We start from the raw sequence: 14,849 nt of genomic DNA, 5'->3' as shown, positions 1-14,849 counted from the left end.
AACAAGAATTAAAAATAATTCTTGTTTTTTTATTTCCTCATACGTGAAGCCATCGCATTAGCAAGAGTTGATTTTGTGGATATATTTTCAAACGATAAACCTAAATGAGAAGCGGTAATTGCGATTTCAGGACGTACCCCAGAGATAGTTGATTCTACGCCTATTAATTTTAAGGCATCGATCAGCTGGAAAATCTGATGAGCAACCATCGTATCAACAATAACTACTCCTGAAATATCAATATAAAGGTGATTCACTTGCTGTTCAGCGCAGCGAGTTAACGTATTCTCTAAAATTCGTCGCGCTCTTGCCGTGTCGATATCCCCAACAAGCGGAAGAATCGCGATATGATCGCTCAATGGAATAACTGGCGAACTCAGCTCATTAATCAGCTCTTTGTGTGCCTCAAGCAACCGCTTTGAATGCTGATGGTGCTCTTCAACAAATTTATAAACGGTGATATCAAACACGCGTACAATCAATTCGTTCCATTCGTCTAGTTCTTCTTGCGTAATATCTTGGTCATACTCTTCTACAAATTGATTTAAATACGTTAAATACTGTTTTCTAACTCGGAAAAATTCTCGAATAATATAATGAATAGGCGTTCTTACATGCTCTCCGTCCTCGGCAATCTTTAAAATCCAAGTTTCAAAGGAATCAAAAAATTCTTTTTCACTTTTTATAAATACATCGGCTATGTATAAATGAAATTCATTATTTTGACCTTTTAATACTGAAATGACTTCCGGATGAGTAGATGCATAAACCGATTCTGGGTCATTGTCTTCAAGGCTCTCATACCATTCTTCCGTCAGTTGATCTGCATGTTTTAAGAAAAACATTCGAAGTGCTTCATTTTTATTCAAAACAATTCCCCTTTCCATACGAGCTACTACTATCATTATAATTCAACTTTTTCACCCTTACTAGTTTTATAAAAAGAGAAAAAAGAAAATTATTTTTTTAAATACGTGCAATTTATGATTTTATGCTACATTGAAAATAGCTATAAAAACACAAAGGAGTTTTCAAATGATACGAACGTTAGCTCTTACGAACGATAACAAACTTGTGAAACATATACAATTAGATCAGATTCACGATCCCTCTATTCAGTACTATTGGATTGACTTTAACTGCCCTTCTGAAGAAGAAGCGCTGCTGCTTCAATCACCTTTTCACTTTCATCCGTTAGCGATTGAAGATTGCTTTCATTTTCTGCAGCGTCCAAAACTCGATTATTATGAAGGATACAGTTTTTTTGTCCTTCATTCGTTAAATCGTCAAACGTTAGAAGCTGAAGAAGTTGACCTTTTTATCGGCGAAAATTACATCGTTACTTTTCATTTTCACCCGTCAGCTGCAATTGATAAAGTATGGGAAAAGTCGCTTCATACACCTTCGATTCAAGAAAAAGGGATAAGCTATCTTGCATATTCTGTGATGGATAAAGTGGTAGATGAATATTTCCCCACTGTATATCAGATTGAAGATGAGCTGAATGATATAGAAAACATAGATGCAAAGAAATCCATTTCTGTTTTAATGGAAGATGTATTCAAACTTCGAAGTGATTTGCTAAAAATCAGAAGAACCATTTTGCCCATGCGCGATTTATTGTACCGTGTTATAAATTCTGAACGCTTAGATGTTCATCCTGAACAAAAAAGGTATTTTAAAGATGTCTATGACCACTTATTAAAATTAGCCGATATGATTGAATCAAACCGGGAAATGACGTCTGATATGCGCGATAATTATCTTTCTCTTAATTCAAACCGGATGAATTCAATTATGATGACGCTGACTGTTATTTCATCTATCTTTATTCCCCTTACCTTTATCGTTGGCGTATACGGAATGAATTTTGAAAATATGCCTGAGCTAAAGTGGCACTATGGCTATTTCTTTGTGCTTGGCTTCATGGGATTGATAACGCTTGGTTTAATTCTATGGTTCAAGCGAAAAGGCTGGTTTAATGCTGATAAAGAGTAGAAAGATTGAGACATACCGAAATCAATCCAATGTAAAGATGAATAAATTGGATAAGTGAGCTAGTGCTATCAATTTCCGCGGGCGGCCGATGAGTCTCCTCGTCGCTTACGCTCCTGGAGGGTCTCCCCTGTTTCGCTTTTCCTGGAGGAGTCTTCGCCTTGCTCTCCCATCAACCGCTAGAAATCCTACATACATGAATCCTACGTTCATCCTATCAATGAAAAAATTCGAAAGGTTTCGATTTCTACTAAGAGCATGGATTGATTGTTCGGCTCTTCCTTCAACAAAAATATGTTTGCTTCAACCGCCTTTCTATGTGATGATAACTAGTTATTTCCCGAAAATATTTATAAACTAACGTGCTTGCGTTTCCTTTTTCTGAAAAATTTCATAAGATAGTGAAAATAATGCTCAGAAAGGAGGCTGAAGTAGTGGATATTAAAGGCGAACACTTGCTAATGGATGCGTTCGAATGCGATGAAGTGATATTAAATGATCCCTCACTTTTAAGGCAAATTCTTATTGAAGCTGCACTAGATGCAGAGATGGAAGTTTTGCACTGTTATTTTCACCAGTTTACGCCCCAAGGCATTACAGGTATTCTCGTATTAGCTACCTCTCACTTGTCTATTCATACTTGGCCGGAGGAAAACTACGCTTCATTAGATTTTTATACGTGCGGAGACAAAGAAATAATTGAAATTGGTTATGCGTTGCTGAAGCAATTAGCTTCAAAAAAAGCTGTTGTATATTCAATTTCTCGCGGAATTCAACACGCCGAAACTCTAACAAAAAATCGTCAGCATGCTGCAAGCACTCGTCTTCTCAATCGTGGAGATGACTCAGATCACGTTAGTCTACAGCAGATCTTATCAGGTCAGCATGACATTTTGTTTCATCAGAAAAACAGTATTCAAGATATTCAGCTGATTAAAGCATCTGATATTCGAATGTATTTGGATGAACAGCTGCAATTTAGTTCATTGGATGAACATGCGTACCATGAAGCTCTTGTGCACCCTATCTTTGCAGCTTCCTTAAGTCCTCGCCGCATTCTTATTCTAGGCGGAGGAGATGGTTTAGCTTTGCGAGAAGTTCTTAAATATAAGGAAGTTAAAGAAATAGACCTTGTGGAAATAGATGCTGACGTTGTAAATGCTGCGATAAATGTAGAAGAATTAAAGAAATTAAATCAACACTCGTTTGAAGATTCTCGTGTCACTGTTCATATTCAAGATGCTGTTGACTACCTCTCTTTGAATTCAGCGTGTTATGATATCATCATTATTGACTTTCCTGATCCTACTAACAAAAAAATAAGTGCTCTTTATACAAAAGAATTTTACACACTTCTCCAACGTTCACTATCACACAGAGGCTTAGTCGTATGTCAGTCAAATTCTCCTAGAGACACACCTATCGTTTTTTGGAGCATTAATAAGACGATGAAAGCTTCTCAGTTTTATACGTTGAGCTACCACACCATTATTCCCTCCTTTGGAGATTGGGGTTTTCACATCGGCTCGAAAACATCTTTGTCTGCCCCTATACTCTCTACTGATGTTTCATCTACTACGCTGCCATCAGACTTTACTAAGCTAATGCGTTTTTCTCCTCATTCTCTTTCTAAAAAACAGTTTGCGGTTGTGAACTCTGCTGAGCACTTGGTTCTGCATAAAATATTTAAAAAAGAAGGCTTATACTTGTAAAAAAGAAAGCTTGGCTTATACATTCCTTTTCTTTTGACATACTAAGATAGTCTCGTCATCACTGCGCGTTAGAAAGGATTGTTATGAGAAAAATTTCGGTTTTTGTTATCTTATTGCTAACTGTTATTTTCCCTTCCCCCGCTTTTAGCCAAGTGAAAGTACCTATACTGATTTACCACTCTATTGATTCCTACACAGGCCACGGGGAAAAAGAACTTTATGTGACACCTGAAAATTTTGAGAAACAGCTTCTTTATCTCAAAAAGCAAGGGTATACGCCGCTAACATTTGAAAAATGGCAGGAGCTGAAGCGCGTAAAAAAGCCTATATTTATTACATTTGACGATGGTTATAAAAATAATCTTACTATCTTGCCTATTTTTCAAAGAGCAGCCAGCCCTCAATTTCATCCAGCGGCTACAATTTTTGTGATTTCAGATTTTATCGGCCGTCCCAACCGTTTGTCGCCAGCGGATTTAAAAAAATTTGTTGATTCAGGATTTTTTTCTATTCAGTCTCATACCGCTACTCATCCGGATTTAACTAAGACGAAAAATTTATCCTATGAGCTAGCTGATTCAAAACGAAAAATTGAAGCCATTACGAGCCAGCCCGTTATTGCTCTTGCTTACCCCTATGGCAAGGTTAATAACCGCGTAGTGGAAGAAACAAAAAAGAATTATACATTTGGTCTTTCAACAATTCCAAAATTTTTCACTGAGAGCGGACAAAAGGATGAAAACTATCTTATTCCTCGTCTGTACGTCACCTATTCTACAACGATTGAAGATTTTGCTAAGCTATTAAAAGAAAGCTAAAAACCCTTTCCTTAAAAGAAAAGGGTTTTTAGAATTTTGTTATTTCCAGTCCTCGCTCTTGCTGCCATTCAGCATAAAAAACTTCGCTGTATTCCTTTATTTTCTTGATTGCAAGCTGTTTTTTTAACCACTTTTCATCTACGTTTGCTTCTTTCAAATTACCAGGCACTACTTTTCCATCCATGATTAACGCAATAGGTAAATTGGTTTGAGAATAAGGGATATTTAAATCATTTTTCGTCGGAGGGCCGAATTCGTGTTTAGGAGCGACGCTCACTTCTCCATTTGTTTCTAAAATGACATATTCTGCTTCATACAGTGAAAAATACCCTTGCTGTCTCATTAGATGCTGAAGCTGATTTAAGTCCAAGTTGTTTTTCTTAAGCTCTTTATAAAGGATTTTCCCTTTATAAATAATCATTGAAGGCTTGCCTTCAAGAATTCCTCTAAAACCTGTAAAGGTTTGAGATAGCTTTGTCACTGCATAGATCAGAAGCCCCCAAATCAAAACGCTGTAAAGAATTTCAGTTAACTCTACTCCTTTTTCAAGAGCCGCATCCCCCACAATATTTCCCAGGACAAGCGTGGTAATAAAGTCAAACGGAGTGATTTGAGCAAACTGCGTCTTACCTAAAAGCTTCAGCATAATAAATAGCGCTAAAAATCCACATATCAGTTCAATCGCAATATCTTTATACATCGATACCCTTCCTCTATAGCAAGCATGTTATAGTATCAGTTTGTATCATATGTGAGAGTAATAAACCTCCCTTTTCATTTTTCTTTCCTTCGTTTTCCAGCTATAGAACTTTTGATTAAGCTTTTTTCTTACTTGCATAGGTTTCTAACGTTATATATTGATTAAAAATGGATGAGGCTGCCTTTTTTCCTACATATCTAAGGTGCCATGGTTCGTATTTATAACCGGTAACTTGTTCTTCACCTTGAGGATATCGAATAACGAATCCGTATTGATACGCATGTTTTGAAAGCCAATGAGCTTCTAGTGTATCAGCAAAGCAGTCTGTCGCAGCACATATTCCCTTTCCTCCGGTGACATCGATTGCTAGTCCCGTTTCGTGTTCACTCGTTCCTGGGTAGGCGCTATAGGTGCGTGCTTGTTCTTCACCGTCTCGCTTTGCGTAAAATGCAAAAAGCTCTTTTTGCCGCTCGTGAGATCGATAACCAGATACGCCAAGTAAGCTGATCCCCTCTTTTTCCGCGTCTCGAAAAAGTTCTTCAAGAGCTTGTGCCGCAGGCTTTCTAAGCATTCGTTTTTCTATTTTTTCGTTAAAGATAAACGGAACGTCGGCATAGACTAAATCGGAAGGCTGGTAAGATTCAGGAAGCTGATGCTTCTTATTAACTAAAGCCGTAACCGATTCTGGATTGGCTATTACCACTGTTTCGTCTACATTAGATTTCATTAAAGATGAAGAAGCTGATGAGCTTTCTAGTTTTTGAGCCTGTCCATTTTTTGTGAATTCTCCGGCAGACTTTGATGAAGAATTGCTTGTGCCGCACCCTGCTATCATCAGCGCAAAAGCTAAAGAACAAATAAATAAAAAGTATTTCATGATGTCTTACTCCTTTCACATGGCTTTTGATACGCTATAAAAGCCTGTAAAGAAAGAATAAAACATAAATGTTTCTGTCTTTTATTCAGTTGTTTCAAACTTGTAAACACTCTTAAAGAAGTTTAGTATGCGTAAAAAAAAAAGACTGCCTAAGCAGTCTATTTCAAAAAGATAATATACGTATGAACTTGATTTTGCGTAAAGCTCGATGCAACTAGTTTATTTCCTGATTGACTCCAGGCAAGCTGATCAGCGGCATAGTCTAAATTTACGTTTAAGTGTGTAACATCTCCTGTTAATCCATCTGCTATGAATATCCCTTTATCTCCCTCTTTTTCAGAAATAAAATTATAAGCTAATTTCGAACCGTCGGGAGACCAGCTGACACCAAAAATTTGAGTGGACAGAGCAAGCTGAAAGGCCTCTGATCCTTTTAAATCTGTGATAGACAGCGTTCTCGTTTGGGCATCTTTTTGCTGAACGAGCGCTAATTGCTTTCCATTTGGAGACGGGATAATAGAAACCACATTATCTCGGATTTTTTCAGGGTCCGTCTGTTCGTTATGAAGAAAAAAAAGCTGGTTGTTTACACCAATATAATAAATGCCACCTATCCCTTTAACTGCATCTAAGATTCGATCGTCTCTGTGCAATAGAGGTTCTGCTTTTCCTTTTACATTTGCTTTAGAAAGCTTTCCTTCCATTGTAATAAACATTACTTCTGAATTATTAAGCCACTCTCCGCTTGATGGGTAGAGAAGAACATTCTTGATTTCAACTGTTTTTTTTGTTTGAACGTTCATTATATAACCAAATGTATCTTCGCCTTTTGCAACTTTATAAAAAAGATATTTGCCATTTGGAGAAAGCTTCGCCGCATGTTGAATTTCATTGCTTGGATGCAACACAAAAGTAGACTTGTTTTTTAGATTATAAGTAGCTAAATTCTGCGCATATACCTCTTTGGGACCGAAATCGTGCGACCGAAATTGTTTATTTTCTTGACTAACAATCACTGTGTTTTCATTCAAAAATTGAAACGCTCTTACTCCGTTAATATCTTGAACGTCTTTCACTTCTATTTTTCCATCTTGATTTACGTGGTCCAATACAGTAATTTTCTTGTCTGGTTTTTCAACCGTTTCTCTATGACCTTCTCCTTGGCCGCATGATGCTAAAATAAGAAAAGTGCTTGCGATATATATCATTAATCTATACCGTTTCAATAACGGTTCACTCCTTTTAGCTAACTCAGTTCTCGTTTTTTAAAGGAAACGACACTTTAAAAGTTGTCCATGTAGAGTCAGAATGATGCAGCTTGATAACACCGTTTTGTTTTTCAGTTAAATCTTTGGCTAATGCTAAGCCAAGACCTGTTCCTCCGGATAAACGCGACCGATCTTTATTTACGGTGAAAAATGGTTGGAATAATTTCTCTTCTGCTTCGGGTGGAATTCCTATTCCGGTGTTGGCTACATCTACAATGATAGAATTCTCTAAAGTATAAGATGCTACTTCCACTTTTCCTCCGGGTTCATTATATTTAATAGCATTGTCAATTAAATTAATAAAAATGTGTATTAAGCTTTCGCGATCAGCCCAAACAACCGCTTCTTTTATATTTGTATGAAGAGTCAAATCAAATTTAGCAGCTTTTCCTTTCATACGATCGCATATGTCTTCTAGAAGCCGTTTCAATTCAACTTGCTCTGGTCGCTGCTCGAAATCATATTTCTCAAGTGCTGAAAGCTTTAAGATTTTATCCACCATTTCATGGAGGCGATTCGTTTCTTTACGAATGTTCTGCACACCGTCTTCCATAAGCTGAGGATCATCTCGATACATATCAAGTAAGTCAACATAAGCTTTGATCGATGTTAAAGGCGTCTTAAATTCGTGGCTAATGTTACCGATAAACTGCTTTTGCTGCTGTTCGAGAGACTGCAGTTTCGAAATGGCGAACTCAAGCTTTCTTTTTTCTTTATTCATTTGATCGATGTTTTTTTCAATCGACGTACTCATAAAAAACAAGCCTTGACTGAGCTCTCCGAGTTCATCGCGCCGTTTGAAGGGCACATCAGTTAAATAATGGCCTTTTCGAATCTGCTGTGAAGTTTTTTGAAGCGTAGCGATGAGAGAAGCAATGCGATAAAAATAAGCATAGCCAATTAAAAAAGCTGCTGCCGCTGCAATCGTTCCCCCCATACGAAATAAGTGCCTAATGTCAGCTATAAACTGCTGATTATTTTTTAGGGAATGGTCAAAACGAAGGACGCCAATAAATTGATTCTCGATTGACACAGGTGCAAAGTAAATAAGGGAAGAACCCGAGATTTGATAGGCTATTTTTCCTTTCAAAGCATAGCTAAGCGTATCAGAAACATCCACATCTTTTTGGCCGATGGGAATAGAGCTTCCTGCTTCCTGTCCTTTTTGATTATATAGGACTGTTTGCATTCCGCTTTGTGATGCAATTGAAGATGCAAGGCGCTGTCCTTTTTGCTGAAGAAAGGAATCTGTATTCAGAGACGGGTCACCTGTTACATAACTTTGATGAATCGTTTGCTCCGCTGCTTTGCTTTTTTGAATAAGATCACTTTCTAGCTGATCACGCTGATTAGTCTCAATTCCTTTTAATACGAGTACGCTCAGTACGGTTACTGTTAAAATAATTAAAAAAGCAAGAACGAGTCCCATCTTAGCTTTTAGGCTGATTTTCATTCATTGATCCCTGCAGTCGCTTTATATCCAACCCCGTATACCGTTTGAAGCAAATAAGGCTCTGCTTCTCCTACTTTTTTTCGAAGGCGCTGCATGTGAATATCTACCGTACGTGTACCGCCTGCATAATCCATTCCCCAGACAAGATCTAGTAAATCTTCTCGTGTGTACACTCTCTCTAAATTGGCAAGCAATAAAGCAATAAGATCAAACTCCTTTGGTGTAAGCTTAACTAACTCATTGGCAACGTGTAACGTGCGCTGAATTAAGTTCACTTTCACTTTTCCCACCGTGATTTCTCCCACAGCTTCAGGAGCTTCATTTTTTTCTATTCGCCGAACAAGTGCTTTAGCTCTAGCTACAAGTTCTCTTACATCAAATGGCTTGGTCATGTAATCATCAGCGCCTAACTCTAAACCTAGAACTTTATCGACGATATCATTTTTAACCGTTAACAAGATAATCCCCATTCCTCTTCGATTCTCAAGTTTTCGGCATACTTCATAGCCGGTTAATTTTGGCATCATCACATCTAATATCATCACGTCAGCTCGAAAGCTTTTTACTTTTTCAAGTGCTTCTTCACCGTCAGATGCTGTGTCTACAATATATCCTTCGCGCTTGAAAGCATAAGATACCGCTGTGGCAATACTTTTTTCATCATCTACTACTAAAATCCTTTTATTCAATGTATCACGTACTTTCATTTGATATTTCTCTTCGTCTATCTTATCAAACAGCTTTAGCAAAAACATCTCCAAGTTGTTTCGAAATTGTAAACAAAAATAAAGAGATTGAGACATAACGAAATCAATTCAATCTAAAGACGCACAAATGAGATAAAGGAGGCTTAGTATGGATCGCTTTTGACACCGCGGTTGATTTCCGTACAAGGCTTCGCTTTCCGCGGGCGGCCGCTGAGCCTCCTCGTCGCTTGCGCTCCTGCGGGGCCTCACCTGTTCTGCTTTTCCTGCAGGAGTCTGCGCCTTGCCCTCCAATCAACCGCTTGAGTAAAATAAACAGATGAAATCTACGTTTACATGACCATAAAAAAATCCGAATAAAGTTGATTTTCCTTGAAGAGTCTCGATTCATCGATCCAATTTTCTTTTAGCTAAAATCATGTTGTCTTAGCTTTTTATTAGCGTTATTATTCATTTGTAAAAGGAAGGATTTTATGAGTATTCAAATATTGATAAAGAAGCTCTATACGCTGTTCGCTGCTAATAAAACCGATATACCCGTCCGGTCTAATAACATACAGTGCATCTTTTTGAAGCCCTGCTTTCTTCATATAGGGGTTCCAAGAAAACTCATGCAAAGAGAAGCCTTTTTCTCTCATGCTCTTTTTTAGCTTCTGTGCTGCTGTTCCATAGACGTGTATTTGCCAGTTTAAGGACTGTAAAGATTCAAAATTCCCTTCCACATAAGGTAATCGATCACCACTTTGCACATTTGTCCCTTGTCCGCTGCTTAGGTTACTATTTCGATATTTAATGCGGATTTGAGATAAAATTGTAAATGCTTTGTGACGGGGATAAGGAAAGCGAAATAAAAAGGACAGTACAGGCGGAAAAATATGCTTTCTAAAAAATTGACTCGTTTTATCTCTTGCCACCATTCGCTTAAAAGCGCGATCAGTTGTATTTACAAGCAGCTCTGCAAAAGGTAACCTTTCTTCTTCGTATGTATCTAATATGGAAAGTGCCGCTTTGTGTTGAAGGACAGCTGCTAATTTCCATGAAAGGTTGATTGCATCTCCAATTCCTGTGTTCATTCCTTGGCCGCCTGCAGGACTATGAATATGGGCTGCATCTCCACTTAGAAAAATACGCCCTTGTCGGAAACGACTTGCTACTCTGTGATGGATATTGTATGTTGAGAACCAATTTATATTTTCAATCTCAGCACCAAATGTTTGTTGAAGAAAAGTTTGAATATTTTCAGCTTTTATATCATTTTGATCCCCAAAAGCTGAAGGAATAATGCCGATCATTCGATACGTTCCTTTACTTCTAACAGGCATACAAATCAAAAATTCTTCATTGCTAAATGAAATACTGATTTTTTGATTCTTCATCACTTCACCAGAGCCGTGAACATCCATCACATAAAAATGCTGTTTATATTTTTCTCCTTTAAACTCTATATTCATTTGTTTACGAACTGTACTGTGTGCTCCGTCACATCCACAAATATACTTAAAATAAGCGGTTTCCTCTTGCTGGGCTTTTAATAAAGTTTTTATCCCTTCTCCGTGTTCAGCTAGAGATAGTAACTCCGTCTTCCATTCTACTTCAATCCCAAGATTTTTTAATTTTTCAAGCAGAAACCGCTCGTGGTCGTCCTGTGGAAATGTAAGAACAAAAGGAAAAGGACTTAATCCTTCTCCTAAAGATCCTAGATGAACTTTTGCTTTTATTTTATTCTTTACTCGGACGTATACATCTTCCATCTTAATCCCGCGGTCTATGACTTCATCTGCAAAACCGAACTGCTGATATAATTCAAGGGTTCGCGGTAAAATAGCCATTGCCCGGGAGGCTTGCCCAGGCCCTTCGTTTCTATCAATAATTCGAAAAGAAATGTTATGTCTTGCTAAATTATAGGCCATCACAAGGCCAGTAGGTCCGGCACCAACGATTAGGATTTGTGGCTTCATCATTATCTCTCCTTCTCATTCAGTTGCAGTATCTTTTATATTGAGCGAGACTTCTCTTTTTTTACAGAAGATGCAGGTAAAGCAGAAGCAAACAGAGCACACAAACTTATTAAAGAGATAAGAGCTAGAGCGGATACAGAATGATTCCATGTCAGATGTTCTCCAAAGAAAAATAGTTCTCTTACGCCATCTACCATAAACCTCATTGGCAGCCATGGATAAATCCACTCTCGATAAAAATCAGGCATAATTTCTGGGGCCATTGGAAGCAGCGGTGCGCCAAAAAATAGAATAATAACGAAAATCGGAAGTCCCTTTAGTCCTAACCATGAAAGTGCGGCTGATATCAAGGTAAAAAAACTGAAGTAAGCAATAGCTAAGAATAGTGCTGTATCCAAAAATGAAGGAACGCTTATTCCAACTACTTCAGCTAGCCACGCTAGCCCGAAACCTGCAGCTAAAGCAAGTGTAGCACCAATGATTACGAACCCTACTTGGTTAACAATTTTCTCTTTGCGAGAAGAAAACGTGATTTTGTGGATGCTGAGGAAGACAACTGCTGCCCCTGCTATGCTTGCCATCCACAGCGGCTGAAATAATGAAACGGGGGCATTTCCGTTGACACTATGAGTCCCTGTTTTATTGACGTTTATCACTGTCTTTTGAATCGGTGCAGCGAGTGCTAATGCTTGGTTTGCACTTAGTTGCGTTCCGCTTTGTTCAAATCTTTTCACTAGCTGCAAGCGCATATTTTCATTCATCTGATCAACTGCTCCGTTTAGCACCTGACTGGCTAGTGTTGAAGCAGCTGTATTCATTCCTTGGTTCACTAACAATCTAATAGCAGGTGCCTCAGGCTGAGCCGTCTGAAGAGTCGCCTGTTTTTTGGTGAAATCTTTTGGAATGATAAGCGCTCCGTAGTATTTTTGATTATTTAACCCTTTTTCAACTTCTTTAGTAGTTGATACAAAAATCCATTTAACCGAAGACTGTTCAGCGCTTGAACTCTTCATATTTTGTTTTATATGATCTCCTATATTTACCTTACCCTTTGCTGGAACTGTCATTCCTTCGTCGGCATTTACAAATGCGATTGGCAAATTCTTAGGTGCTTGGCTTACTGAAGGAATTAACGTTAGGGTAAAAATGAAAATAACTGCTACCACTATAATTGGTGAAAGATATATAAGCTTTTGGTTACTTAATTTCATATAGATATCCCCTTCTTTAAGCATATACACGTTGATGGAAAGATAATGTACATGCTGTTGATTAGTGATCACTATGTAAATTATAATAAATTTACCTGCATTCTCAATATGCAATAATCATGGGAATGTCGCTTACTTAACACAAAACACATAACTGTTCATTATTAAAGAAAAAAGTAGGTGTTTAAAAACTGTGGGGAATTCAAAAACAGATCGTAGAATTATTCGAACGAAGAAATTTATCCGAGATGCTTTAACAGAATTAATGGAAGAGAAAGGATTTGAAGGCGTAACGGTCAGAGATCTGACGAAAAAAGCCGATATTAATCGAGGAACTTTTTATTTACACTACCAAGACAAATACGATTTGCTTGAAAAAAGTGAAAATGAAGTCATTCAAGAAATAAAAGAATTTATCAAAAAAGCAAATCCAAATGAGATTGTATCTGCTAATTTGAAAGAACAGCCTTTGCCGTTTATTATTGCGCTTTTTGAATATATTCAAGAGAATGCGCGTTTTATGCAGGTTATGCTCGGTCCAAAAGGCAACCCTGGCTTTCATCTTAAAATTAAAGAAGTTATGAAAACCAATATGCTGGAAAAATTAGAGCTCATGGATAATAAAACGCCTCCGCTTGTTCCACTTGAACATTTAATGTCTTATGTAACGTCAGCGCATCTTGGCGTCATTCAGCACTGGCTAGAACAAGATATGAAGCAGTCACCTAGAGAAATGGCTCTGACACTCGCTAGCATGACTTTTTTGGGTCCTGCTTATGTTGCAGGCATTAAGCGAACATAAAAGAACCTGCTATTCTCTCGGAGAATAGCAGGTTCTTTTTATTAACCTTCTAGTAATAAAGATTCTGGATCTTCTAATAGTTCTTTAACAGTAGCTAGGAAGCTTACGGCTTCTTTGCCGTCAACGATACGGTGATCGTAAGAAAGTGCAATGTACATCATCGGACGATTTTCGATACGCTCTTCATCAATTGCTACCGGACGAAGCTGAACTTTGTGCATTCCTAAAATACCAACTTGAGGCCCGTTTAAAATTGGTGTAGACATTAATGAACCGAATACACCGCCGTTTGTAATTGTGAACGTTCCACCTTGTAAATCTTTTAATGCTAATTTGTTGTCGCGCGCTTTTTTCGCTAAATCAACGATAGATCCTTCGATACCAGCGAATGTTTTACGGTCAGCATCACGTACAACTGGAACAACAAGACCGTCTGGAGCTGACACAGCAATACCAATATCGTAGAATTTTTTAATTAATAACTCGTTGCCTTGAATTTCAGCATTTAATAATGGGTATTTTTTAAGTGCTGCTACTACTGCTTTTGTGAAGAATGACATAAAGCCAAGTCTTACGTCGTGCTGTTCAAAGAATTTGTCTTTGCGTCGTTTGCGAAGAGCCATAACAGCCGTCATGTCTACTTCGTTAAACGTTGTCAACATAGCCGCTGTTTGCTGAACTTCAACGAGACGTTTGGCAATTGTTTGACGACGACGAGACATACGTTCGCGTTCAACAGGTTTGTCGCTATTTTCACTTGCCGCTGGAGACGGAGATACCGGGTTAGCTGGCTTACTTGCTTGTGCCTGCTGTTTTTGCTCATTTGATTTTTGATCTGCATATGAATCAATATCATGTTTACGCACGCGGCCAAGAGGATCAGTAGTTGGTACTTGATCTAGCTTGATTCCGCGTTCTCTTGCTGCTTTGCGAGCTGCAGGAGAAGCAATCAGCCATTGTTTTTGATTTCCTTGTTGAGGCGCTTCAGCTGCTGGCGCTACTTCTTCAACTGTTTTTTGCTGAGCTGGAGCAGCTTCTTGTTTTGGTGCTTCCTCTGCTGGTTTTTCTTCAGCTTTTGGTGCTGCTGGTGCTGAAGCTCCTTCTTTCGCTTCAAGACGTGCAATTGTTTCACCAACTTGCACTGTGTCGCCTTCGCCAGCAAGAAGTTCTGTTAGCACACCAGAGTCTTCAGCTGTAATTTCAACGTTAACTTTATCTGTTTCAAGTTCAACGATATAATCGCCTTTTTCAACGAAATCTCCTACTTGTTTTAGCCACTGTGCAACTGTTCCTTCAGAAATTGATTCTGCTAATTCCGGTACTTTAATCTCTCCCATGGTTCATTCCCCTT

At 38.2% G+C, this 14,849-nt stretch carries 14 protein-coding genes; 4 read left to right on the top strand and 10 right to left on the bottom strand.

Annotation, left to right across the window (positions count from 1 at the left end):
• Nucleotides 1-29: 29 nt before the first annotated feature.
• Nucleotides 30-905, bottom strand: a complete 876-nt coding sequence (locus SCI76_RS25890) for an STAS domain-containing protein (RefSeq protein WP_168760960.1) — start codon at nucleotides 903-905, stop codon at nucleotides 30-32.
• Nucleotides 906-1,035: 130 nt separating this feature from the next.
• Here SCI76_RS25890 and corA point away from each other — a divergent pair, with 130 nt between their 5' ends.
• The 3 genes from corA to SCI76_RS25875 all read left to right on the top strand — a co-directional run bounded on the left by corA (nucleotide 1,036) and on the right by SCI76_RS25875 (nucleotide 4,525).
• A complete protein-coding gene (gene corA / locus SCI76_RS25885) occupies nucleotides 1,036-1,998 on the top strand; it encodes a magnesium/cobalt transporter CorA (protein ID WP_407544736.1) in 963 nt (320 codons plus the stop codon).
• Nucleotides 1,999-2,429: 431 nt separating this feature from the next.
• On the top strand, nucleotides 2,430-3,707 hold the full coding sequence (locus SCI76_RS25880; RefSeq protein ID WP_048019056.1) for a polyamine aminopropyltransferase: 1,278 nt from the start codon (nucleotides 2,430-2,432) through the stop codon (nucleotides 3,705-3,707).
• An 83-nt stretch (nucleotides 3,708-3,790) separates the two neighbouring features.
• Nucleotides 3,791-4,525 carry a polysaccharide deacetylase family protein gene (locus SCI76_RS25875; RefSeq protein ID WP_407544733.1) on the top strand — a complete coding sequence of 245 codons (735 nt, stop codon included), beginning with the start codon at nucleotides 3,791-3,793 and terminating at the stop codon, nucleotides 4,523-4,525.
• A gap of 28 nt (nucleotides 4,526-4,553) precedes the next feature.
• On the opposite strand, the gene SCI76_RS25870 is transcribed toward SCI76_RS25875, so the two are convergent.
• From SCI76_RS25870 to SCI76_RS25835, 8 genes are all read right to left on the bottom strand, one after another.
• A complete protein-coding gene (locus SCI76_RS25870) occupies nucleotides 4,554-5,225 on the bottom strand; it encodes a DUF421 domain-containing protein (protein WP_063247748.1) in 672 nt (223 codons plus the stop codon).
• 115 nt (nucleotides 5,226-5,340) lie between these two features.
• Nucleotides 5,341-6,102 (bottom strand): D-alanyl-D-alanine carboxypeptidase family protein, encoded by a 762-nt coding sequence (locus SCI76_RS25865; protein ID WP_048019055.1) that lies wholly within the window; start codon nucleotides 6,100-6,102, stop codon nucleotides 5,341-5,343.
• A gap of 158 nt (nucleotides 6,103-6,260) precedes the next feature.
• The gene (locus tag SCI76_RS25860; RefSeq protein WP_047750609.1) at nucleotides 6,261-7,328 is read right to left on the bottom strand and encodes a PD40 domain-containing protein; all 1,068 of its coding nucleotides are present in this window, start codon (nucleotides 7,326-7,328) and stop codon (nucleotides 6,261-6,263) included.
• A gap of 25 nt (nucleotides 7,329-7,353) precedes the next feature.
• Entirely contained in the window at nucleotides 7,354-8,823 is a 1,470-nt protein-coding gene (locus tag SCI76_RS25855) for a cell wall metabolism sensor histidine kinase WalK (RefSeq protein WP_275211010.1), read from the bottom strand.
• Complete coding sequence (locus tag SCI76_RS25850) at nucleotides 8,820-9,512, bottom strand: response regulator transcription factor (RefSeq protein WP_407545248.1); 693 nt, start codon at nucleotides 9,510-9,512, stop codon at nucleotides 8,820-8,822. The genes SCI76_RS25855 and SCI76_RS25850 overlap by 4 nt, the downstream gene beginning before the upstream one ends.
• Nucleotides 9,513-9,633: 121 nt before the next feature.
• A complete protein-coding gene (locus tag SCI76_RS25845; RefSeq protein ID WP_407544730.1) occupies nucleotides 9,634-9,918 on the bottom strand; it encodes a hypothetical protein in 285 nt (94 codons plus the stop codon).
• 55 nt (nucleotides 9,919-9,973) lie between these two features.
• Nucleotides 9,974-11,485 carry an FAD-dependent monooxygenase gene (locus SCI76_RS25840; RefSeq protein ID WP_407544728.1) on the bottom strand — a complete coding sequence of 504 codons (1,512 nt, stop codon included), beginning with the start codon at nucleotides 11,483-11,485 and terminating at the stop codon, nucleotides 9,974-9,976.
• A 35-nt stretch (nucleotides 11,486-11,520) separates the two neighbouring features.
• Nucleotides 11,521-12,696, bottom strand: coding sequence for a DUF3533 domain-containing protein (locus SCI76_RS25835; protein ID WP_275211007.1), 1,176 nt, complete (start codon nucleotides 12,694-12,696; stop codon nucleotides 11,521-11,523).
• Nucleotides 12,697-12,889: 193 nt separating this feature from the next.
• Between SCI76_RS25835 and SCI76_RS25830 the strand changes: the two genes are divergently transcribed.
• The gene (locus tag SCI76_RS25830) at nucleotides 12,890-13,498 is read left to right on the top strand and encodes a TetR/AcrR family transcriptional regulator (protein ID WP_033579400.1); all 609 of its coding nucleotides are present in this window, start codon (nucleotides 12,890-12,892) and stop codon (nucleotides 13,496-13,498) included.
• Between the two features lie 41 nt (nucleotides 13,499-13,539).
• Here the strand turns inward: SCI76_RS25830 and odhB are convergent, their stop codons facing one another.
• A complete protein-coding gene (gene odhB / locus SCI76_RS25825; protein WP_014459542.1) occupies nucleotides 13,540-14,835 on the bottom strand; it encodes a 2-oxoglutarate dehydrogenase complex dihydrolipoyllysine-residue succinyltransferase in 1,296 nt (431 codons plus the stop codon).
• Between the last annotated feature and the right edge of the window lie 14 nt (nucleotides 14,836-14,849).

Origin of the sequence: Priestia sp. HNGD-A6 (genome assembly GCF_045784335.1) — a bacterium.
GTDB lineage: Bacteria > Bacillota > Bacilli > Bacillales > Bacillaceae_H > Priestia > Priestia zanthoxyli.
This window is presented reverse-complemented; position numbering and strand designations above follow the sequence as displayed.

Excerpts from the sequence above, each read along its gene's own strand:
- SCI76_RS25890 (WP_168760960.1), bottom strand. The coding sequence starts at position 905 with ATGATAGTAGTAGCTCGTATGGAAAGGGGAATTGTTTTGAATAAAAAT.
- corA (WP_407544736.1), top strand. The coding sequence starts at position 1,036 with ATGATACGAACGTTAGCTCTTACGAACGATAACAAACTTGTGAAACAT.
- SCI76_RS25875 (WP_407544733.1), top strand. The coding sequence starts at position 3,791 with ATGAGAAAAATTTCGGTTTTTGTTATCTTATTGCTAACTGTTATTTTC.
- SCI76_RS25870 (WP_063247748.1), bottom strand. The coding sequence starts at position 5,225 with ATGTATAAAGATATTGCGATTGAACTGATATGTGGATTTTTAGCGCTA.
- SCI76_RS25865 (WP_048019055.1), bottom strand. The coding sequence starts at position 6,102 with ATGAAATACTTTTTATTTATTTGTTCTTTAGCTTTTGCGCTGATGATA.
- SCI76_RS25855 (WP_275211010.1), bottom strand. The coding sequence starts at position 8,823 with ATGAAAATCAGCCTAAAAGCTAAGATGGGACTCGTTCTTGCTTTTTTA.
- SCI76_RS25845 (WP_407544730.1), bottom strand. The coding sequence starts at position 9,918 with ATGAATCGAGACTCTTCAAGGAAAATCAACTTTATTCGGATTTTTTTA.
- SCI76_RS25840 (WP_407544728.1), bottom strand. The coding sequence starts at position 11,485 with ATGAAGCCACAAATCCTAATCGTTGGTGCCGGACCTACTGGCCTTGTG.
- SCI76_RS25835 (WP_275211007.1), bottom strand. The coding sequence starts at position 12,696 with ATGAAATTAAGTAACCAAAAGCTTATATATCTTTCACCAATTATAGTG.
- odhB (WP_014459542.1), bottom strand. The coding sequence starts at position 14,835 with ATGGGAGAGATTAAAGTACCGGAATTAGCAGAATCAATTTCTGAAGGA.